20 protein-coding genes are annotated in these 22,008 nt (G+C 54.0%); 18 read left to right on the top strand and 2 right to left on the bottom strand.

The genetic code is table 11. From position 1 onward, the window contains the following. The first annotated feature begins 13 nt into the window (after positions 1-13). Positions 14-1,138 (top strand): hypothetical protein, encoded by a 1,125-nt coding sequence (locus tag BLP65_RS15410; protein WP_092999015.1) that lies wholly within the window; start codon positions 14-16, stop codon positions 1,136-1,138. 264 nt (positions 1,139-1,402) lie between these two features. Then, positions 1,403-2,032, top strand: coding sequence for an adenylyl-sulfate kinase (cysC, locus tag BLP65_RS15405; protein ID WP_092999013.1), 630 nt, complete (start codon positions 1,403-1,405; stop codon positions 2,030-2,032). Between the two features lie 12 nt (positions 2,033-2,044). Here cysC and BLP65_RS16790 read toward each other — a convergent pair whose 3' ends face one another. After that, positions 2,045-2,251 (bottom strand): hypothetical protein, encoded by a 207-nt coding sequence (locus tag BLP65_RS16790; RefSeq protein WP_139181534.1) that lies wholly within the window; start codon positions 2,249-2,251, stop codon positions 2,045-2,047. Positions 2,252-2,727: 476 nt separating this feature from the next. On the opposite strand from BLP65_RS16790, the gene BLP65_RS17115 reads away from it, so the two are divergent. From BLP65_RS17115 to BLP65_RS15325, 15 genes are all read left to right on the top strand, one after another. Beyond that, complete coding sequence (locus BLP65_RS17115; protein WP_092999009.1) at positions 2,728-3,144, top strand: phosphohexomutase domain-containing protein; 417 nt, start codon at positions 2,728-2,730, stop codon at positions 3,142-3,144. A 373-nt stretch (positions 3,145-3,517) separates the two neighbouring features. Then, entirely contained in the window at positions 3,518-4,957 is a 1,440-nt protein-coding gene (locus tag BLP65_RS15390) for a mannose-1-phosphate guanylyltransferase/mannose-6-phosphate isomerase (RefSeq protein ID WP_092999007.1), read from the top strand. A gap of 16 nt (positions 4,958-4,973) precedes the next feature. Continuing rightward, entirely contained in the window at positions 4,974-6,149 is a 1,176-nt protein-coding gene (gmd, locus tag BLP65_RS15385; RefSeq protein WP_092999005.1) for a GDP-mannose 4,6-dehydratase, read from the top strand. After that, positions 6,146-7,105: a GDP-L-fucose synthase gene (gene fcl, locus BLP65_RS15380; RefSeq protein WP_092999003.1), complete on the top strand. Its 960-nt coding sequence runs from the start codon at positions 6,146-6,148 to the stop codon at positions 7,103-7,105. The genes gmd and fcl overlap by 4 nt, the downstream gene beginning before the upstream one ends. Before the next feature lie 151 nt (positions 7,106-7,256). Continuing rightward, the gene (locus BLP65_RS15375) at positions 7,257-8,594 is read left to right on the top strand and encodes a flippase (protein WP_092999001.1); all 1,338 of its coding nucleotides are present in this window, start codon (positions 7,257-7,259) and stop codon (positions 8,592-8,594) included. Then, positions 8,594-9,511, top strand: a complete 918-nt coding sequence (locus BLP65_RS15370) for an FkbM family methyltransferase (RefSeq protein WP_092998999.1) — start codon at positions 8,594-8,596, stop codon at positions 9,509-9,511. Before BLP65_RS15375 ends, BLP65_RS15370 begins: the two co-directional genes overlap by 1 nt. 54 nt (positions 9,512-9,565) lie before the next feature. After that, a complete protein-coding gene (locus BLP65_RS15365) occupies positions 9,566-10,570 on the top strand; it encodes a glycosyltransferase family 10 domain-containing protein (protein WP_092998997.1) in 1,005 nt (334 codons plus the stop codon). Between the two features lie 22 nt (positions 10,571-10,592). Then, a complete protein-coding gene (locus BLP65_RS15360; RefSeq protein ID WP_092998995.1) occupies positions 10,593-12,071 on the top strand; it encodes a hypothetical protein in 1,479 nt (492 codons plus the stop codon). Continuing rightward, the gene (locus BLP65_RS15355; protein WP_092998993.1) at positions 12,061-13,020 is read left to right on the top strand and encodes a glycosyltransferase family 2 protein; all 960 of its coding nucleotides are present in this window, start codon (positions 12,061-12,063) and stop codon (positions 13,018-13,020) included. The genes BLP65_RS15360 and BLP65_RS15355 overlap by 11 nt, the downstream gene beginning before the upstream one ends. A gap of 634 nt (positions 13,021-13,654) precedes the next feature. After that, positions 13,655-14,872, top strand: a complete 1,218-nt coding sequence (locus tag BLP65_RS15350; RefSeq protein WP_092998991.1) for a glycosyltransferase — start codon at positions 13,655-13,657, stop codon at positions 14,870-14,872. Next, on the top strand, positions 14,772-15,551 hold the full coding sequence (locus BLP65_RS17455; protein ID WP_092998989.1) for a class I SAM-dependent methyltransferase: 780 nt from the start codon (positions 14,772-14,774) through the stop codon (positions 15,549-15,551). The genes BLP65_RS15350 and BLP65_RS17455 overlap by 101 nt, the downstream gene beginning before the upstream one ends. Before the next feature lie 37 nt (positions 15,552-15,588). Further along, positions 15,589-16,710, top strand: coding sequence for a glycosyltransferase family 4 protein (locus tag BLP65_RS15340; RefSeq protein WP_092998987.1), 1,122 nt, complete (start codon positions 15,589-15,591; stop codon positions 16,708-16,710). Beyond that, positions 16,707-17,669, top strand: a complete 963-nt coding sequence (locus BLP65_RS15335; RefSeq protein ID WP_092998985.1) for a UDP-glucose 4-epimerase family protein — start codon at positions 16,707-16,709, stop codon at positions 17,667-17,669. Before BLP65_RS15340 ends, BLP65_RS15335 begins: the two co-directional genes overlap by 4 nt. 264 nt (positions 17,670-17,933) lie before the next feature. After that, the gene (locus BLP65_RS15330) at positions 17,934-18,953 is read left to right on the top strand and encodes an MraY family glycosyltransferase (RefSeq protein ID WP_092999077.1); all 1,020 of its coding nucleotides are present in this window, start codon (positions 17,934-17,936) and stop codon (positions 18,951-18,953) included. Between the two features lie 309 nt (positions 18,954-19,262). After that, positions 19,263-20,039, top strand: coding sequence for a YdcF family protein (locus tag BLP65_RS15325; RefSeq protein WP_092998983.1), 777 nt, complete (start codon positions 19,263-19,265; stop codon positions 20,037-20,039). Between the two features lie 249 nt (positions 20,040-20,288). Here BLP65_RS15325 and BLP65_RS15320 read toward each other — a convergent pair whose 3' ends face one another. Next, the gene (locus tag BLP65_RS15320; protein ID WP_092998981.1) at positions 20,289-20,612 is read right to left on the bottom strand and encodes a hypothetical protein; all 324 of its coding nucleotides are present in this window, start codon (positions 20,610-20,612) and stop codon (positions 20,289-20,291) included. A gap of 423 nt (positions 20,613-21,035) precedes the next feature. Here BLP65_RS15320 and BLP65_RS15310 point away from each other — a divergent pair, with 423 nt between their 5' ends. Beyond that, positions 21,036-21,998: an IS110 family RNA-guided transposase gene (locus BLP65_RS15310; protein WP_092992258.1), complete on the top strand. Its 963-nt coding sequence runs from the start codon at positions 21,036-21,038 to the stop codon at positions 21,996-21,998. Positions 21,999-22,008: the final 10 nt, after the last annotated feature.

The following is a 22,008-nucleotide window of genomic DNA, read 5'->3' as shown; positions in this document are numbered from 1 at the left end:
GGGAGAAAAATACATGGACTGGTCTGTTGGCTTTTTTCTGCCGTTTTCGGCGGCGTTTGCGCTCTCTGTGGTCCTCATGCCGATGGCCAGGGGTGCCGGCTGGGTGGATAGCCCGTGTGTCCGTAAACGGCACCGTGGCGAGGTTCCGCTGGTGGGTGGTGTCGCTATTTTCCTTGCGATTGCCGCGGGTACCGCTTTTGCCGGTTTGTGGCGGGAATACGCGGTTCTGCTCGCGTTTGGGGCGGTGCTCCTGGCGTGTGGCCTGTATGACGACGTAAAGCCGCTTTCGGCGAGGTTTCGCTTTCTGGCCCAGGGGGCTGCTGCGGTGGTGGCGGCCCTGGTGGGGGGCGTCGTGCTGCATGATGTCGGTAACCTGGTCTCGACGGGTGTGATCGCCCTGGGTGTGGCTGCGGTGCCGGTCACTGCCTTCTGCTTCGTCGGCGTCATGAATGCCTTTAACATGTCCGACGGAATGGATGGTCTGGCGGGTGGCTTGGCATTGGTGACGCTGCTTTCCATGAGCTACCTTGCCGTTGGTATTCGTCATGCCGAATTCCTGACTCTGGCTGCTGGTGCGGTGGCCGGTTTCCTGCTGCTGAATATGCGCAGCCCGGTTCTGGGACGCGCCAAGGTTTTTATGGGCGATGCCGGCAGCCTGATGCTGGGGGGGATACTGGCGTGGTTCCTGATTGATTTGTCGCAGGGAGCGGATCGAGCCTTTTCGCCCAGTGTGGCACTTTGGCTGTTTGCCCTGCCGCTGATGGATACGGTCAGCCTGATGATTCGGCGGATTCGCAAGGGACGTTCGCCCTTCTCCCCGGGACGGGAGCATTTCCACCATATTCTGCAGCGCGCCGGTTTTTCCGTAGGCCAGTCGGGCAGCATTATGGTGGGATTGGCCACGCTGCTGGCGATAGTCGGGGTGGTGGGTAGCGAGCTCCTCATCCCCGAGCCGGTGCTGTTTTTCGGATTTTTGGGTGTTTTCGGGGTTTATCTCTGGGGTATGAGCCGCGCCTGGCGGTTGGTTCGTTACTTGCGGCGCCAACGCCATACGGCGCGTCCGGTGCGCTTCCCGGCCTCTGTTCAAGAGGAAGGCCATTATGAGGGGATCGCCTCCTATTATGACAAGGCGGCGTAGTGGTTAGGTTTTACGTTTTACGTTTTACGTTTTACGTTTTACGTTTTCCGTTTTACGGGAACTGCCTGGAACGATTTGCACTGGGGCGGCCTTCCTGCGGGGGAACGGGGTCTCCTCTGCCGGTGGGAGGCGCGCCCTCGCGGCGATAGGTATTGTGAATACCGCGACGGGACGGTCCCGCATTGGGCCGCGGAGGCAATAGCCCGCCTGTGTTGCAGCCGTATTCACCTGGATGGGCAACTACCAATAACGAAGGTTGGGATAATGGGACAAAGCAGCAATGTGGTTTGGCACCAGGGCTCGGTAAACCGTGGGCGCAGGGAGGGACTCAACGGCCACAAGGGACAAGTGATCTGGTTTACCGGCTTGTCCGGGGCGGGGAAGTCGACCATTGCTCATGCGGTTGAAGAGCGGCTTTACGAGATGGGATGTCGTACCTACGTACTTGACGGGGACAATGTGCGCCACGGGCTCTGCGGCGATCTGAGCTTCTCGGTTGAGGACAGGCAGGAAAACATTCGTCGGGTGGGAGAAATTGCCAAGCTGTTCGTAGATGCCGGTGTGATCGTATTGACCGCCTTTATATCGCCGCTGCGAAGCGACCGCGAGCGGGTGAGGGAGTTGGTTGGCGAGGACTTCAACGAGGTCTATTGCGCCTGCCCCATCAGCGAATGCGAACGGCGTGACGTCAAAGGCATGTACCAGCGCGCCCGCCGCGGCGAAATCAAGGAATTTACCGGGATATCCTCCCCCTACGAGGAGCCGGAAAACCCCGAATTGACCATCGATTCCTCCGTCCTCTCCGTGGATGACAGCGTCGATGCAGTATTGGCGCTATTGATGAAGCGGGGGGTGATTGTGAAGCCTGAGGTTGAAAGCTTAAGGCAGGCTTAGGGAATTTAGGTTTCACGTTTTACGTTTTACGGCAACTGCCCGGGTTGCTTCGGTCCCGGGGTGGCGGCGCGGCTGGTGACCGAACGCCACCAGCAGCAGGGCCCGTAGCGCTACTTCGGCTCTGGTAGGAGGCGCGCCCCGGCGGCGATCGTAACTGCTAGCCCGGTGATCGGTCATCCCCTGTCGTCCCCGTGCAGGCGAGGTTCCATTTTGAGCCATGCTTCTGTTCTCTGGATCCCCGCCTACGCGAGGATGACGGAGGGGGTGAGTAGTTACCGGTGATTTTCATGACGGATGCCCTCTTTCAAACACCCCCGCCACCTATGGAACCAAGTAGAGCAGGCCGCGGCCGCTGAAGCAGCGAAGACACCCGTCATGAGGAGCCCCAGCGACGCGGCAATCTCGCTGTTGAAACAACAGATTACTTCGTCATTGGGGCTCGGCTTTGGCATCCTGCGTCGCTCTACCACCTACATCCATGTAGGCGTCCTCCTGAAGAACTTCCCCTCTTTTCACGCGGCCAGAGGTACGGAAAAGGGCCGATGATGCCATTCCCTCCCCCTGCGGGGGAGGGCCAGGGAGGGGGTGATCCAATAGGCCTTGGCCGTTTTCTTTCCCCCTCATCCTGTCCTTCGACAATTGCTCCCTGCATTGTTCTCGGCTCTGGCTCCTGCTTCGCTCTACCTCGTCCATCCATGGACTCTTACCTCCTGCGTCCTGCAGTCGTCTCCCTAAAGGAGAAGGGACTCTTCGTTCGGCGCGCCAATGATGCTGGAGTGGATACGCTCGATATTGGCCTATGCGGCACCGAAATGGTCTACTTCGCCGCGGCCCGGTGCGGAATGGGAGGCGGTATCATGGTCACCGCCAGTCATAATCCCATGGACTACAACGGCATGAAGCTGGTGCGGGAAGAGGCGCGACCGGTCAGTAGTAACACCGGCCTCAGGGATATCGAGGCCCTTGTCGCCAGCGGGCCGTTGTCGGAACCGTCCCCGCAAAAACGAGGCACCGATACCCAAGTCGGCGTGATGGAGGATTACGCCGCAAAGGTTTTGTCCTGTCGAGTGGGACGTTCTCAAACCTCTGCACCTGGTCGTCAATGCCGGTAACGGTTGTGCCGGGCCGGCTTTCGATGCAGCGGTAACGTACCTGCCTTTTCAGGTAACACCTATCAACCATGAGCCAAACGGCCGTTTTCAAAGCTGGTTGACGAGCGCATAGCCGCCTACCCGTGTAGCGGGGGGAGCTCAACTTCAAAGTCACCTCAGTACCCGATACCATAAGCTGCATCCTGAAAGCCGTCGAGGCAGACTCCCCCCCGCTTGGATGAGACCGACGGCATGAGCGCCGAATTTTCGGACTGGCGCTTCATCCTAAGGGGGTCCAACACCGAATCGGTGATCCGGCTCAACGTCGAGTCGTGAGGCGATATAGCGCTGATGCAGGCCCGAACAGAACAACTCAGCAGGTTAATAGCGACGAATGCCTGAACAATCAACAAGCGATGAACCTCGCGTGAAAGCAGTCATACTCGCTGGTGGAAGCGGAACACGCCTCTGGCCCCTTTCTCGGCTACAACTGCCAAAGCAGTTCCTGCGCCTCCAAGGCGATAAAACCCTGCTGGAATCGACGATTGGCCGGCTGGCCCCGCTGATCCAACCCAGCGACGTCCTGGTGGTTACCGGGGCCGAGCATGCCAGGGGAGAAGCCTACAACAGCCTCCGAGCGTATCAGACGCTGCTGGAACCGGTCGGTCGCAATACCGCCCCCGCCATTGCCCTTGCTGCCGCCTGGCTACAAGAACAGGCCGAAGGTGGAGATCCGGTCATGGTGGTTCTGCCTGCTGATCACATCATCAAGCAGTCCGAAGCGTTCCAGGAGGCGCTACAGTCCGCGGTCGAAGCAGCTAGCGATGGTCGGTTGATCACCTTCGGGATCAAGCCGACACGACCGGATACCGGTTTCGGTTATATCAAGGTGGCGGAAACGAAGGTCAACGATGCTTCTCCGATACTGCTAGTCGACGAATTTACCGAAAAACCTGATCTTGCCAAGGCCGAAGAGTTTGTCGCCCGGGATCACTATTACTGGAACTCCGGTATGTTCGTCTGGCGGACATCGGCCATTTTGGCCGAAATTAAAGCGCAGCTCCCCGACGTCTACGCCATTGTCAAAAGCATTCGCGCCGATTGGGCAGAGAGTGAGTCACTGCAGGAGGCCATCGACCGCGGATTTGCCAGGATGCCCAACATCAGCATCGACTACGGGGTGCTGGAAAAAAGCCAGAAGGTCGCCCTTATTCCCTGCTCACTTGGATGGTCCGATGTGGGTAGTTGGGATGCCGTACACGAAATTGCCGAACACGACGAAAAAGGCAACGCCGTACAGGGGCGTGCCATCGTCACCGACTGCCAAAACTCGCTGGTTCACAGCAATAAACGGCTGGTCGCCGCCATCGGCGTGCAGGACCTATGCATCGTCGAAACGGCCGATGCCGTGTTGGTAACCAAAAGAGGCGAGTCCCAGCGCGTCCGTGAAATCGTCGATGAGCTCAAACAGACAAACGCCCAGGAGCATCTACTTCACCTGACCGTTCAGCGCCCCTGGGGTCGCTACACCGTCCTTGAGGAACAGGCGGGCTTCAAGATGAAAAGGATTACTGTCAATCCCGGCGCTTGTCTTAGCCTCCAGCGCCACCAGCACCGCTCCGAACACTGGATCGTCGTCTCTGGTACAGCAACAGTTGCCCGGAATGATGAGCTACTTACCGTGACCAAAAACGAAAGCACCTATATCCCTATCGGCGTGAAGCACCGATTGGAAAACCGGGGCAAGATTCCCCTTGAGTTAATCGAAATACAGGTTGGCGAGTATCTGGATGAAGACGATATCGAACGATTCGACGACGATTACGATCGCTGAGGCTAAGGAATCCATTATGCAGAAAAAAGCGGTCATCACTGGCATAACAGGTCAAGACGGGGCCTACCTCGCCGAGTTCCTGCTCGAAAAAGGCTATGAAGTTCACGGCATCAAGCGACGGACTTCGCTTTTCAACACCGATCGCATAGACCATCTCTACCGCGATCGTCATGATATCGAGAAAGATTCCGCACTCGACATTCAGCACTCGGAGCTTTATTTACATCATGGCGACATGACCGACTCCAGCAGCCTCATCCGGATTCTTCAGGAGGTCCAGCCGGATGAGATCTACAACCTGGCTGCTCAATCTCATGTCGCCGTCAGTTTCGAAGAACCGGAATATACCGCCAATTCCGATGCGCTTGGGCCGTTGCGAATCCTCGAAGCCATCCGAATCCTCGGACTGGAGAAGAAGACCCGCTTCTATCAGGCCTCGACCTCCGAGCTATTCGGAAAAGTGCAGGAGGTCCCCCAAAAGGAGACCACCCCTTTTTACCCGCGATCGCCCTATGCCGTTGCCAAGCTTTATGCCTACTGGATCACCGTCAACTACCGCGAGGCCTATGGCATCTACGCCTGTAATGGAATCCTCTTCAACCACGAATCACCGGTCCGCGGTGAAACGTTCGTAACCCGCAAGATCACCCGGGCCCTCGCGCGCATCAAACTTGGTCTGCAAGACTGTCTTTATCTCGGCAATCTCGATGCTAAACGCGATTGGGGACATGCCAAAGACTACGTCGAAATGCAGTGGCTCATGCTCCAGCAGGAAGAGCCCGAAGATTTCGCCATAGCCACCGGCCGACAGTACAGCGTCCGCGACTTCGTGAACGCCGCGGCCACCGAACTGAATATGAAGATTCGCTGGGAAGGGGAGGGGGTTGAAGAAAAGGGCTATTGGGTAAAAGGAAGTGGGAAGTCGGAAGTAGGCAGTGGGAACCCCATTTCCCATTCCCCACTACCCACTACCCAGAGCCCCATTGTCCAGGTAGACCCCCGCTACTTCCGCCCCACCGAAGTGGAAACCCTTCTAGGCGACCCCAGCAAAGCTAAAGAGAAATTAGGCTGGAGCCCCAAGATCAGCTTCGAGGAGTTGGTCGCCGAAATGGCACAGGAAGACCTCAAAGCCGCCGAGTGCGACGAACTGGTGAAACGCAACGGCTACAAAACCATGGCTTATCACGAATGAGTAGTGGTGGCAGCAAAATCTATGTCGCAGGCCATCGTGGAATGGTCGGGTCAGCTATTGTCCGGGCACTGGAAGAACGAGGCGAGGCAAATATCATTACCCGCACGCATGCGGAACTCGATCTCACGAACCAACAGGCGGTACGCGCCTTTTTTGAGGATGAACGTCCGGACCAGGTCTATCTGGCCGCAGCCAAAGTTGGCGGTATTCATGCCAATAACACCTATCCGGCCGACTTCATCTACCAGAACGTGATGATCGAGGCCAACGTCATTCATGAAGCATGGCGAACGGGTGTCCAAAAGCTGCTCTTTCTAGGCTCCAGTTGTATCTACCCCAAGCTCGCCCCGCAGCCGATGGCGGAGAATGCCTTGCTAACCGGCCCCCTGGAGCCGACCAACGAGCCCTATGCCATTGCCAAAATTGCAGGGATAAAACTGTGCGAATCGTACAACCGGCAGTATGGCACCGATTATCGCAGTGTGATGCCGACCAATCTATATGGCCCAGGGGACAATTATCATCCGGAAAACAGCCACGTCATTCCTGCACTGATTCGCCGCTTTCATGAGGCAAAACAGGATAATGCTGATGCAGTCGTCATTTGGGGCACCGGCACGCCGCGACGCGAATTCCTTTACGTCGACGATATGGCAGAAGCGAGTCTCCATGTTATGGAACTTGATCGCGCTACTTTGGCCGGCCTGACAAAACCGATGCAAACCCACATCAACGTTGGCTGTGGCGAAGACGTCACTATCGCGGAGTTGGCCGCGTTGGTAAAACAGGTCACCGGCTTCACGGGCCGCATTGAGCAGGATCCTAGCAAGCCTGATGGCACGCCTCGGAAACGAATGGATTCTAGGTTGCTTACCGACACGGGATGGACGCCAAAAACGCCGCTTCGCGAGGGGTTGCTACGGGCATACAAAGAGTTTCTGGAAAAGCCTAGTTGAAATTTGACGATTGAAACGACTCTGGCGCCTCCAAAAGAGGTCCTAAGTTGGTGGTAAATTTTAACTTTGAAAAACAGAGATGCAATAAATGTAGTCTTGATGTCTATTGGTAAGACGATCAGGACGATGCTCATGAAATCAGTACTATACAATGCCGAAACATGTAAGGGCTCAACTTATAAAGCTGACCAAGCATCACGGGTTTGTCAGATATTTTAAAAATACAGCATGGCTTTTGCTGGAGAAGGTTTTACGTATCGTTGTTGGTCTCCTTGTTGGCGTATGGATAGCTCGCTACCTCGGCAGTGAACAATTCGGAACCTACAGCTATGTGATGAGTTTGGTTGGGATGTTTGCAGCAGTAGCGACTTTAGGTTTGGATGCTGTCGTCGTCCGAAAGCTTGTATTTGCAAGGGAAAAACACGAGCACCTAGTTGGAACGGCGTTCGCTCTTAAGTTAGTTGCTGCCGCTTGTTTGTACCTCCTGCTAGTCGCTTATTCAGTATTTGCTGCACCTCGTGAGGCGAAGGAATTGCTGCTCATTATGGGAGCGGTTGTGTTCTTCCATGCTTTTTACGTGATGGATTTCTATTTCCAGAGCATTGTGAAAAGCCGGAGTGTTGTGTTTGCAAGCACATTGGCGCTACTGAGCGCAAGCGCTGTCCGAGTGTGTTTCATTCTTATGAATGCTCCTCTTGTGTGGTTTGGCTGGGCATTCCTTCTGGAAGTAATGATGTTTGCCGCAGGTTTACTATATTTCTATTCGGCCAACAGACGGTCAATTAGGCAGTGGGTGTTCGAGAAAAACATAGCCATCGACTTATTGAAGGCATCACTCCCTCTGGTTCTGACCGCATTTTCGGCTTCGGTTTATATGAAGATCGATCAGATAATGCTGTTAGAAATGGTGGGTGCGAATGATGTTGGGCAGTATGCTGCCGCCGTTCGGTTAAGCGAGGCATTCTACTTTATTCCCATCGCAATTACCGGCTCGGTTTTTCCTGCGATATTGCGGGCGAAGGAAATAGACGTTGAACTTTATCGAAAAAGATTAAAAAATCTCTATTCCTTGGTTGTCTGGATTGCAATTGCTGTGGCGCTACCAGTAACTTTCCTTAGTGACTCGATAATCGGATCGTTGTACGGAGCGGAGTACGCTTCGGCATCGTCGGTCCTTGTGATCCATATTTGGGCCGGCGTTTTCTTCTTTTTAAACGCTGCTTTCGTTAAGTTTCTGTATTCTGAATCGTACGAAAAAAAATACCTATATAGATCGGTTTTTGGCGCGGCCATGAACATTGGCTTAAATTTTGTGTTAATTCCTTCCTACGGCATTCAGGGCGCTGCATTTGCGACTTTGCTTTCCCTTGCTGCAATGAATTATCTCTATGACGTCCTCGATCGTGACCTTAGAAAACACTTGAACATGAAGGTGAGCTGTTTTGACCCTCGTGCTCTATTAACAGTATTTCAAAGACGAGACCGCTAATGAAACTGCCAGTCTCCGCATTGCTCCAATCGAAACTCAAAAGCATAGCTTTAAAGAGACGCGTAAGCGCCATGCAATTCAGCTATCGCTATTTCACAGAATTATGTGCCATTGGTGATATAAATGAGATCCGTTTCGCGGAAGGAAGTGCGATAATCGGGCTGAAGGACGGACGAAGGTATGAGTTTGCGCCACTTGAAGGAACTGCTTCGGGGCTATTTTCTATCCCAATTATCGGAAGCTTCGAAAAGAAAGAAACAGAAATCGTGGCCAAGTTGGTTGAACGTGGAGATGTTTGCATTGATGTGGGTGCGAATTTCGGGTATTACGCAATACTTATGAGCTTCGCTGTAGGTGAAAGGGGGATGGTTTATGCATTCGAACCTTTACCGCATACGCTTGATATATTAAAACGCAATATTGATCTAAATCATTCATATAATGTAAATGTAGACGGTCGAGCATTAGACGAGGCAAGCGGGACAAAGGAAATATTTCTTCCCGACATTGGAATTTCGGGGTCGTTTAAGTTGCATCGATACAAAAGGTCCTTCAATCAATTCTCAGTTAAAACAGTCTCATTGGACGAGTATGTGGATGAGAATTCGATTTCGCGAGTCAACTTTATAAAGGCGGATATAGAAGGGGCGGAGCTCCTTATGTTGAAAGGAGCACGTGGCGTTCTTAAGCGATTTAAGCCTATCTTATTTTTGGAAATACAGGAGCGTTCGACAAAACTTTTCGGCTACACTCCGCAACAGCTGATTGAAATGGTGTTGAGCCAAGGGTACGAGATATTCTGGGCGAACGAGGGAATGCTTGTGCGCGTTGGAGATGTTCATGCACTGCCGGATTACAATTTCTTCTTTATACATAAAGACGATTTTGAGAAACATGCTGGTTTGTTATCCCACTAGGGCGAAAGTCCATTAGATATTTACTACTAGCGATGGAATATACTTGAGTCGAATATGCTGATTTCATTTGTCACAGACAAGCCATACCAAGGCGACCGTATCTTTGATGAATCCGACCCGACTCGGGCCAAGTATGCGAAAATGAAGGATGAATTCGCCCGACTCGGACATCAGATACATACGTCGGATATTCTGGCGCCTGCGGAAGCCGATGCTGTAATTATGCACGATCTAAAGAGCGGCTTTGAGGCCAGTTTGAGTCCCTCCGGTGAGAACTATGCACTACTAGTGGAAAGTTCGATAATTCGGCCCGAAAGCTATAGAAGAAAAAATCATAGGCATTTCAAAAAGATTTTTACGTGGCATGATGGATTGGTTTGTTTGAATGAGAGCTACGTGAAGGTATGCTATGGCTTTAGCTTCCCTGAGAGAATTCCAACCGGTTTGGTAGACAGGCAGAAACTATGTGCATTGATAATAAGCAACAAGTCATCTAACGCACGCGGTGAATTGTATTCCAAGCGTAGGGAAGTGATTCGCTGGTTCGAAGGTAACCATCCGTCGGATTTTGACCTTTACGGGCGAGGCTGGAACCGCTTGAACTTGGGGGCATCTTTACTTTCGAGCGTTCTGAGGAGGGTTCGGCCAGTTGTGTATGTATTGGACCTCTTGTTTGCAGAGAAATACCGGTCTTATCGTGGGGAAGTGTTGTCGAAAGCTAATGTTTTAAGTCGATATAAATTCGGGATTGCATTCGAAAATGTCGTGAATGTCCCCGGGTATATTACAGAGAAAATATTCGACTGCCTGTTCTCCGGGTGTGTTCCCATCTATTTTGGTGCGAACAATATAAAGGATTATATTCCTGAGGAGTGTTTTATTGATTTCAGACGTTACGAAAGTTTTGATGAATTGTATGAATATATTTCCGCTCTGTCTGATGATGCGTATCTAGAGTATCAGCGCAACATCTTGGAATTCATTTACGGTGGGGCAGCCGACCGGTTTTCGGCGAGAACCTTTGCGCGAACTATCGTTGACGAAGTCGTTGGGGTGTGATGCGGAAGGGTGGGGCTTCTATATGAGTGAATCAGTGATACAGGGAAGGGAGCTTATCGGAAAGGTCGATGAGCACTTATGGCCGTTGATTGCGGACAACGAATGCACGCCGAAACACGTGTCGCCGGCCGGATTGATTACTCACAATCGATTGGATCTGGCAATTAAAATCCTTTTCCTCGAGATGAAGTCGTACAGCTCCGATTTTGCTAGAGATATCTATGAATCGCACCTAAGGTGTTTTTCCTTAGGAAGGTTTCAGGAGCCGGGTAATGAAGATAAAAATAGCTTAGAACGATATATAGAGGATTTTGAAGGGCTTTACGAGTCCCTTCGGCGGGCACCGTTTGATTCGGATAAAAGCTATGTACCTTTGGCAGCTGACGGGAGCATTTTAAACGGAGCACACCGCGTGGCAGCAGGATATGTTACGGGAAGGAGTGTTGTTACCGTCTCCATGTTGACGCCGCCACCTGACTATGGTTACAAATTCTTCCTTAGTCGTGGGATGAGGCCCCGTGACGTTGAAATTGCTGTTTCCAAGTTTGTCGAAATTGCGGAAAATGTATACATTGCAATTCTTTGGCCCAGTTCAAACAAGAAATCTATTCCGATTGATACGACATTCGGACGTGTGATCTACGAGAAAAAGGTAAAGCTGACCTATAGAGGCGCGCATAACTTAATAACACAAGTTTATGCTAACGAACATTGGCTAGGAAAAGAGGAAGAGCATTACCGTGGGGCAGAAGGTAAGCTTGCTCCTTGTTTTGGGAATGGCGAAGACTTAAGGGTTGTTGCATTTCAGGCGGAATCAATTGAGCAGGTCACAAAAATCAAGACAAAAGTGCGAGAAATGGTCGGAATCGGTAAACACTCGATTCACATTACCGACACGCACGAAGAAGCGGTTCGAGTATCTCGGTTACTATTCAACGAAAACGCAGTTCACTTTCTAAATCACAGCTTTCCGACCAAGTTCCCGGAAACGCACTGTGCCTTAGAAAGCTTTCGGCAACGGTTAAGCCTCGAAAGCATGGGAATGAATCGATTCGTTATCGATTCAGGGCTCGTTCTTGCGCTCTACGGTTTGAGGAAAGCGCGTGATATTGACGTGATCGCGCTAGAAACGCACTCGTTCCGCAACGATGGTATCGACGATCACGATTCGGAAATGCGCTTCCATGGCGTGAGTAAGAGTGAATTGATATTGAATCCAAAGTACTACTTTTTCTATAGGGGGATCAAGTTCTCTGCGTTTAGGCAGGTCTATAGAATGAAGGCGGCGCGTCGGGAGGAGAAGGATCTGGTCGATATCGAAATGATGGCGGCTTTAGTTGAAGGCGGTGTTTTCAATGCATTGGTAGCACAGGTAAAAAAAGAGATGCTCTTCGCGAGAGCGAGGGCTCGGAAGCAAATAGTCGAAGCCCTGAAGTGTGTCGGTCTATACCGAAAGGCTCGAACGATATACAGGCGGTTGAAAGGGCGTGATGATGACTGAAGAGTTGGTGTCGGTTGTGATGCCGGCATTTAATTGTGAGACCTATATTAGCCAAGCCATTTCGTCGATCCTGGAACAGGATTATCGAAATATTGAGTTAATTATAATTAATGATGGCTCTACAGATGGTACTGGCGAAGTGATATCTCGATTTTCCTCTGCAGATCCGCGCATCAAAGTAGTCACTAGGGCGAACAAAGGTCTGGTTGCCTCTTTGAACGAGGGCATTTCCTTGGCGCGTGGAAAGCTTGTCGCACGAATGGATGCTGATGATATCTCTATGCCGTTTAGAATAAGAAAGCAGACGGAACATCTTGACTCTCACCCTGAGATATCAATATTGGGTGGGCAGGCAATTCAGATCGACATGGAGGGCAAACGAGGAGGGGGGCTACGCAAGCCGACGGACGCGTATGCAATTGAGCAGTTTCTCAAATACGGATGCCCTGTAATCCATCCAACATATATGGTCAGAAAAGAAGTTTACGAGCATTTAGGAGGTTATCGAGACTTGATGGCTTCGGAGGATATTGACTTTTTGGTTCGCGCGCATCTTGCCAATTATGTGATAGCAAATCTATCACAGAATGTCTTGTTTTACAGAACAAACCCTGCAGGTATGTCATCTAGGAATGCTTTTGTTCAGATGAGGAATACAAGACGTATTCTGTCACAAATTCATAAAGGGCGGCAATCGGACAAAGCGGAGATCACGGCGAAAAAATCCGAAGAGATAGGTAGTAGTATGTCCCGGAGGTGGTTTGAGTTTTGGTGGAAAACGCGGATTAAATTACTTTCGAACCGGGAAAGTCGTAATCGACAACTGACTGCGCTCGGGGTGCTCTTTTGTTCGCTTATGCATTACGAGTTGCTACTGGCTAGCTATAGAGCTGCACGTAGCTTGCGGTGGAAAGGTAAGCACTTAGTTAACCACGTTCTGGCAGATTAATTCAGAGCGAAAAAAACCTGGTATTTCCGGTAATCTGGTAGAATAAGCGCATGCGTACGGGGGCATCGACAGCGAACTAAATGGATGGCAATTCGGCCTCCCGCCATTGCAGAGTTGAGGCATATCAACGAGCAACTTCGACGCGAAAATCGGCTTCTCTAAGAGAAGGTCCACTATCTCACCCACCAACGTTTTTCCCGTAAGGATGCCACGCATGCGTGAACAATGGCTGATCCCGATCATGGAAGCGTTTGTGGAGAAAATTGAGGCACACCGTGCGCTATCCCAAGTCTTTTTTTGTCGTGTGAAAATGAGTGGATGGCTGAGGGCAGTTAGATCTTTCCGAGACCACCGATCTGCACAATGCATTGCTATGGATTAGTGCGGAGCTAGGGCTTATGGCAGGCCTTCTTGTTTTCGGGGTTTTAGTAGTTCTACTAAGAAGAATAGTATGCAGACGGTATTGGAAGCAATATGGTGACGCTGCGGGAGGTATTTTTACCACGGGTATGGGAATAATAATCAATGTTCCTCTGCATGGTTTGCCTGTATCTATGAAACTTAATTGGCTTTTGCTAGGGGTGATTTGCGATTTGCTGTTTTGGCGCTTTCGGCGCGCTAACAGTCGTCTGGTATGAAAGCATGGCGCGTTTATGAGGATCAGAAAAATTTGTTCGTGGAACGCGAAACGAGGCATTTGCAATCTGGTATGAGTGATTCTGGCAGAAAAAAAATATGCCATGTTATTAGTAGTTTGGAGTTAGGTGGGGCGCAGCAACTTCTTTTGGCTTTGACGCATGCCCTATCGGCTCCCGAGTTTGAACATATTGTGATTTCGCTGACTCGCGAAACGGATTTGGCGAGACGGCTGGAGGCATTGGGCTGCCGGGTACACTGTATTGGTATTACTGGCCCACGAAGCGCGGTAATGGGATTTTGCCGTGTGGCTCGACTGCTACGTCAGGAGCAGCCCGACATAGTGCAAACTTGGCTTTACCACGCAGATCTCCTAGGTGGTTTGGCGGCAAAGCTAAGTGGTTCAAGGCCGATCATTTGGTCCGTTCATCACGCTAGCCCCGATGGGGTTCATGAGAAAGGCCGCACGTGGTTAATAGTAAAAGCTCTTGCTTTTCTGTCGTACTATATTCCTGATTCTATTGTTTACTGTTCCGATTATGCGAAAACGGTTCATGAAATGCTTGGTTATCGTGCAAAACCAGGCATCGTTATAAACAATGGCGTGAATACGGACAGATTTCGGCCAGCAGCCACATTGCGGAAGCAGTTTCGACAAGAACTTCTGTTGGAAGATCATGTTCGTTTGGTGGGCATGGTCGCGAGATTCTCCCCGATAAAAGGATTTGATGTGTTTCTGGAGATGGCTGAGAGCTTAAAAGCATCTATTCCGCAAATCCAGTTTGTTTTGGCCGGGACGGAAGTCCTTACCGAAAACCCTGACCTTGTAAGAATGGTGGAATCGTCGGGTCTCTCGCATTGTTGTTACTTGCTTGGTGAACGGACCGATATCGAATCGATAATGAACGGACTGGACGTGCTTGTGTGTCCATCGTACTCGGAATCATTTGGACTAGTAGTTGCAGAGGCACTCGCATGCGGTGTGCCTGTAATTGCTTCGGATGTCGAGGTGCTTCGGCGTTTAGTGGGGGATAGGTATACGTCGCCGGTTGGTGTCGCAGAAGGATTTGCGGAGAAGGTTCGCGAGGTTCTAATGCTGGGCAAGGAAGGGCGGGATGATATTGGGTCGCAAGGGCGAGAACGTATCGTTAAAGATTGGGGAAACTGTGCAATGTTTGGGCAGTATAGGGCTCATTATCAACGCGCGACGAAATAAGCGGCGAGTACGAGCAAAGATAGAGGGCAGGTTAATGGCCACATTGAATCCGAAAGGTTTTGTGCGTCGGTTTTTCCCGACGGCCAGACGCTTGCTTGTTGAAGCGGATGTTCGCCGTTGGTGCGTGGACGAGTATGCTCGTGTGTTGGTTATCGGTGCGGGCCACGATCCGTACCGTACGCGATTTCCTAGTGCGGATCTGTACGTGACGCTCGATATCGTGTCGACGCCTGGAGCAACCGACGTAGTCGCGAGTGCGCTTGAGCTGCCATTCCAAAATGGAGTTTTCGACTGTGTTGTCGCTATTGAGATAGCGGAGCACGTAAATGAACCGCTTATGCTAATAAAGGAAGCATTTCGTGTACTAGCCCCGAGTGGGAGCCTGCTTTTATCTGTTCCGTTTGCATTTCACCAGCATGCCGACCCAGAAGATTACTGGCGCCCAACGCGCAGGGCCTTGGAAAAGGCGGGCGCTGATTTCAAGGAGGTTAGTGTGTATCCGCAGGGAAATAGGCTTCATGTGATGTCGGATTTCTCTACGACCGCGTTTTACCCGCGCTCAGTATTTGCGCCTCTCAGAATAATAAATAATCTGTTAAGGATCCCCTTTCTAAGTGGGGCGAACAGAAAGAATACATCCAGTGCGCCGTCAGGGCATTTTATGGTAGCGAAGAAATAGATGCCGAATAGGCGAATTGAAACGTTTGGAGAATTCTGTGGCACCACCCAAGTTGCTGTACTTCGTTACCGAGGACTGGTATTTCTGTTCTCACCGTTTGCCATTGGCAGTGGCGGCCCGGGATGCGGGCTACGACGTGGCGGTGGTGACCCGTGTTCGTGATCACGGCGAGACGATTCGTGCCGCCGGGATTCGTGTAATTGCGCTCGACAGTGAACGGCGGAGCCTGAATCCATTGTCGCTGGCTTCATCCGTCGGCCGTTTGGCTGCACTCTACCGTCGGGAAAGGCCCGATATTGTCCATCATGTGGCTTTGAAACCGGTTGTGTTGGGGGCGGTTGCCGCTCGGCTGGCCGGGGTTAAGCGCGTAGTCAGTGCGTTAGCGGGGCTAGGTTGGCTCTACTCTTCCAAGAGCCGAGCAGCGGCACTACTTGGATATCCGGTACGCCGCGTGTTAAAGGGTGTGCTCTCCCGCGGGCGAATTATTGTTCAGAATCCGGATGACCTTGCCTGGTTGTGTGCGTTGGGAGTCAGTCAGTCATCCATGACGCTGATTCGCGGCAGCGGAGTCGATGTGGCGCAGTTTCACCCTGGCGCAGGATCGGACGGGATACCGGTGGTGGTGCTTGTGGCGCGCATGCTTTGGGATAAAGGCGTGGGGGAGTTGGTTGAAGCCTCCCGGCGGATTCACCAGCGCGGTGGTACGGCACGCTTTGTGCTGGTAGGCGCGCCCGATGCGGCTAACCCCGGTTCCATAGACGAGGCGACGCTGAAAGCGTGGGCCGATGAAGGCACCGCGGAATGGTGGGGTAGGCGTGATGATATGGTTGACGTGCTTGATCAGGCCCATATTGCCTGTCTTCCGTCCTACTATGGCGAAGGGGTGCCGAGATCGCTATTGGAGGCGGCGGCAGCAGGTTTGCCTATTGTGACCACGGATGCGCCGGGGTGCCGCGAGGTTGTCATCGACGGTGATAACGGGTTGCTGGTTCCGCCCCGTGATGTCGATGCATTGGCCGATGCGCTTGAGGCATTGATTCAGGATCCGGACCGACGTAGAGAAATGGGCCTGCGCAGCCGGGAACGAGCCGAGAAAGAGTTCTCGATCGATAAGGTTGTGTCTGAGACCCTTGCGATCTATCGGGAGATGCTGGTGTGAGTACCGTTTTGGTGACGGGCGCGACCGGGTTTCTCGGCGGAAGTGTGTTGCGGAAGCTCACGGCAGAGGGAAAACCTGCCGTTGTTGCCGTGCGTTCTTCGACTGCTGTGCTTTCTGCCGAAGTGCCTATGGTCCAGGTGGGTGACCTTACGCCTGAAGCCAACTGGCGGGAAGCTCTGAATGAAGTGGATGTGGTCGTACATGCAGCCGCCCGGGTTCATGTGATGCACGAAACCGCCACTGATGCTTTGGCAGTGTTTCGCGAAGTAAATGTAGAGGGAACCTTGAACCTGGCGCGTCAGGCGGCGGATGCGGGTGTGCGACGGCTTGTCTTTATAAGCTCTATCAAGGTCAATGGCGAACAGACTGCACCGGGGCAGGTATTTGGAGCGGATGACAAGCCGTTGCCGCAGGATCCTTATGGTGTTTCCAAGTGGGAAGCCGAGGAGCGGTTGATGGAACTGGCGGATGAGTCCGGTATGGAGGTCGTCTGTATTCGGCCGTCTTTGGTGTACGGTCCCGGCGTAAAGGCCAATTTTCTCTCCATGATGCGCTGGGTGGCCAAGGGTGTGCCATTGCCGCTGGGAGCAATCCACAATCAGCGCAGTCTGGTTGCGCTTGATAATCTCGTTGATCTCATAATCACCTGTATTGATCACCCTGCCGCTGCCAACCAAACGTTTCTGGCAGGGGATGGCGAAGACCTTTCAACGACTGAACTGTTGCGCCGGTTAGGGGATGCCCTTGGCAAACCGGCCAGGCTGCTACCGGTTCCGGTCTGGGTTTTGGAGGCGGGGGCGGCGATGGTTGGTAAGCAGGCCGTTGCACGGCGTTTGTGCGGGTCACTACAGGTGGATATTTCCAAAGCGCGAGATGTGCTTGGCTGGACACCGCCGGTAAGTGTGGATGAGGCGCTGAGGGAGACTGCGCGGGAGTTTAAATCCAAACAAAGATGTTAGAAGGCTGTTGAAAAAAGGCTTTGTCCCTTTTCCCTCAGGGAGACGACTGCAGGACGCAGGAGGTACGAGTCCATGGATGGACGAGGTAGAGCGAAGCAGGAGCCAGAGCCGAGAACAATGCAGGGAGCAATTGTCGAAGCCCAGGATGAGGCGAAAAAAACTCAGACCGTTATCATGCATTGAACCCCCTCACCCCGACCCTCTTCCGGAGGGAGAGGGAGTTTTTCACAGCCTGTTAGATCGTATTTTTAATTGGCAATTTTTATGAATGAGTGGTGGGTCTTTCCTTTTGCGGCGGGGGTCGCGTTGCTCCTGACGGGCGCGCTGCGGCGTTATGCGTTATTCCGTGGTCTGATGGACAGCCCTAACGAGCGGAGTTCGCACACGGTACCTACGCCGCGAGGCGGGGGGCTGGCGATTGTGCTGACGTGCCTGGTGGCGCTTCCGCTGCTGAATTGGGCCGGAGGTCCGACGGCGGCGAGCCTCTGGGCGCTGGTTGGGGCCGGCGCGTGGGTGGCGCTGGTCGGGTGGTTCGATGACCACGGCCACATACCGGCTCGGTGGCGGTTGTTGGCCCATTTCGTCGCGGCTGGCTGGGCATTGGCGTGGCTGGGTGGTCTGCCGCCTCTTCCGGCTTTCGGTCTTGATGTGGACCTCGGCTGGCTGGGGTATGGGCTGGCGGCGTTCTATCTGGTGTGGCTGCTCAACCTCTACAATTTCATGGACGGCATCGACGGTATCGCCGGGATCGAGGCCCTGACGGTCTGTCTGGGTGGGGTGATCCTCTATCTGTTGTCGCCCGCGACGGGCGCCGAGTGGGCTCCGCCGACGCTGCTGCTGGCAACGGTGTTTGGCTTTCTCTTCTGGAATTTCCCCAAAGCGAAGATCTTCATGGGTGATGCCGGCAGCGGCTTTGTCGGGATTATGCTGGGCGTCTTATCGATTCAGGCGGCTTGGGTAGCACCGGAGCTGTTTTGGGGCTGGGTGATCCTGCTGGGTGCTTTCGTGGTGGATGCGACGGTGACGCTGGTCCGGCGCGTGCTGCGGGACGAACCGTTCCATCGAGCGCATTGCAGTCATGCCTATCAGTATGCCGCGCGCAAGTTCGGGTCGCATCCGCCGGTCTCCTACGCCTTCGGCGCAATTAATCTGTTCTGGCTGTTGCCGGTGGCATCGACGGTGGCTTTGGGCTGGCTGGACGGGGCATTGGGCGTGGTGATTGCGTATCTGCCGTTGGTGGGATTGGCGCTGTGGTTCAAGGCCGGGGCGGCGGAGTTGCAGTAGGGATTGGTTTTAGGTTTTACGTTTTACAGGCACGGCCTGGATTGATTCGCGCCGGGGCGGCCCTCCTACCGGGGAACGGAGGCGCTGTTGGTGCCCTAACGCCATCAGCAGGCCCCGCAGTTCCTGACTCCGGCTCTTCTGGTAGGAGGCGCGCCCTCGCGGCGATTCTCCAAAAAATTGTGATTGGCCGCTATCTGCAGGCGCTGGAGGGGATTTGCACCGGTGATGTGCCGGCCGGGGAGGCCGAGGTTCAGCCGGACCTCTGATGGGTTTTGCCCCGCCGGGCGAAGGGATCAATACAGACACCATATGCTTTATCTCGATAAGCTGCTTACGCAGATCGCCTATCCCCTGAACCTCTCCCTGTGGCTTTCGTTGCTGGCTCTGCTGCTGTTGTGGCTCCATTGGCGGCGTTCGGGTCTGACGATTCTGGTGTTGGCCGTCGCCTGGCTCTGGGTGTGGTCGCTGCCGGTGGTCTCGGATGCGCTGCGGTTGTCCCTTGAGGGTCGTTTCGCGAATGTCCCGGTGGAGCAATCGCCGACGGCGGAGGCGGTGGTGCTGCTGGGCGGTGGGGTGAGCGGTACGCCGTCGCAGTGGCCGTATGCCGATCTGGGTTCGGGCGCCGATCGGGTGTGGCATGCCGCGCGGCTTTACCATGCAGGGAAGGCACCGGTGGTGGTGGTTTCCGGTGGCGGGGCGGCATGGCGTGGTGAACGGCGCTCCGAGGCGGAGGCGATCGCACAGTTCTTGCGGGCCCTCGGTGTCCCGGACAGGGCCATGCTGCTGGAGAACGCCAGCCGTACTACATACGAGAATGCCGTTTTGTCGGCGCAGTTGCTGGAGAAGAGGAACATTGGACGAGTGCTGCTGGTGACCTCCGCCCTGCACATGACACGCGCCGCGGCAACCTTTCGGTCGGCCGGGGTGGATCTGGTGCCGGCTCCGGCCGACTTTGAGGTGATCCCTGAACCTAACCACCTGCTGCGCTGGCTACCCGATGCCGAAGCGCTTTCGGACAGCACCCGGGCGCTCAAGGAGTATCTGGGGCTCGCGGTCTATCGGTGGAGGGGATGGGCGGGGGAGTAGGCAAAGTTTTACGTTTTACGTTTTAGGGAAACCGCCTGTGGGGGATGGGGTCGGTTCTTGACCTTGCACCCCGGCATCTTTCCGGGATTTGATACGCTTGGGAGCTTCCCGGGTACATCGTTTTTTGTAGGTTGGGGTGAGTTATGCGAACCCCAACGCTGATTTTGTTGGGCTTCATTCCTCAGCGCCAACCTACTTTTTGGAGCCCATTGCTATTCCCGGGCGGGCTCCTGGGGGAGGCCTGAAGTTCTAGTTGCCGGCGATCGCGAATAGGGCGGCGATGATGACGACGGTCTGGCCGGCCAGCAGGCTGAATACCCAGCGCAAGCCGGAGCCGCGGGCTTGTTCGAGTTCCTTTGCGAGGCGGCCTTCCATCGCCACAATCTCTTTTCTGACGATTTCGATCTCTTTCTGCAGGCGCAGCTCGGTTTCGGTCAAGGCGGACTGGGTGGCGAGGTCCTTGACCTCGGGACAGCGCTCCTCCATCCGTTCGAACGCTTCGGCGATGACCCGGGCCCGGGTCTTGTCGGGAGCGGACGAGAGCTCTTCATAGAGTTGGATTACGGAGGTCATAGTTCCTGACGATAGCACCGGGCTATTTGGTCGGCCACTGCCGGATTCGGTGCCTTTGCTGGGGTTCGCTACCGTTGGCGCGCACACGGGGCGTCCTGATAGCTAAATAGCTGTTCCGGAATCGCGTCCAACACGCTCCTTTGGTGACATACCGAGATCTCTTTAGGAGCGGCGGAAGCCGCGATTCGGTGGATCGCGACTTCCGTCGCTTGTATGTTTGTTCCCGGCAAGTCACAAAGGGGCTTGTCGGGGTGGAGGGACGAACGCCGCATCTGGCCAAAGGCACAGACCGTAGGAGATATCGTCCCGCCCCTCACCTAATCGCCAATATGGAATCTATCGGCTATGGACCGACGATTAATGGCAAGCCAGCGCTAGGGTGAGCCCCGACAAGCATGTTCACATTAGTCGGGGGAGCATCTCATGGCAATGCCTGTACGGCCGTATCTGGTGGGGGTGGATGTCAGTAAGGCGGAGCTGGCTATCTGCGAACATCCTGAAGCTCCGGTAATCCTTCTGGAGAATGACCCGGGGTCGATAGCCGGGTGGCTAAAACAGTTGCAGGCTCCGGCCTGCCTGGCCGTCGAGGCCACCAATACCTACCACATGGAACTTGTGGACCAAGCGCACCGCCTTGGCCATACGGTGTACGTGGTCGATGGCTTTCGCCTGAACCGCTATCGCCAGAGCATCGGCGGCCGCGCGAAGACCGACAGTTCCGATGCCCGCCTGCTATGGCGGTACCTGGACCGGGAACGGGCTGACCTAAGGCCCTGGACACCGCCCTCGAAGGGCTATCGCACCCTCCAGCAGCTACTCAGACGCCGCGCCGTGCTCGTCCGGGCCAAATCAGCTCTGGAGCAGAGCCTGCGGGAGGTACCTGAGCTCAAGCGAGAAGCCCAAGGGCTCACCAAACAGTTCAAGATGCTCGACAGCGCCATCCTGCGCCGGATTCGAGAATGTATTCGCCACCACCAATGGCAGGCGGATATGGAGCGCTGCCAAGGCATTGAGGGGGTGGGACCACTGAGCGCCGCCGCGCTAACCATGGCCTTCCAGCGAGGTCACTTCCGCAGCAACGACGCCTTCGTCGCGTTCCTGGGGCTTGATGTGCGGGTCCGGGACTCCGGCAAGACCCGGGGGCAACGGAAACTGACCAAGCAAGGCGACCCGGAGCTGCGCCGACTTCTCTACCTAGCCGCTATGACCGCGAGCCGAAGCGCCACTTGGCGCGGCTTCTATCAGCGCCACTTGGACCGCGGTCTATCCCCAACGCAGGCGTTCATCATCCTCGCAAGGAAAATCGCAAGAATCGCCTTCTCGCTCCTTAAGAACCAAACCACCTATCAGCCCAAACCTCACATCGAGGCTTGCGCCGTGACATAGAATCTCCTAC

Source organism: Thiohalomonas denitrificans (assembly GCF_900102855.1).
Classification (GTDB): domain Bacteria; phylum Pseudomonadota; class Gammaproteobacteria; order Thiohalomonadales; family Thiohalomonadaceae; genus Thiohalomonas; species Thiohalomonas denitrificans.
This window is presented reverse-complemented; position numbering and strand designations above follow the sequence as displayed.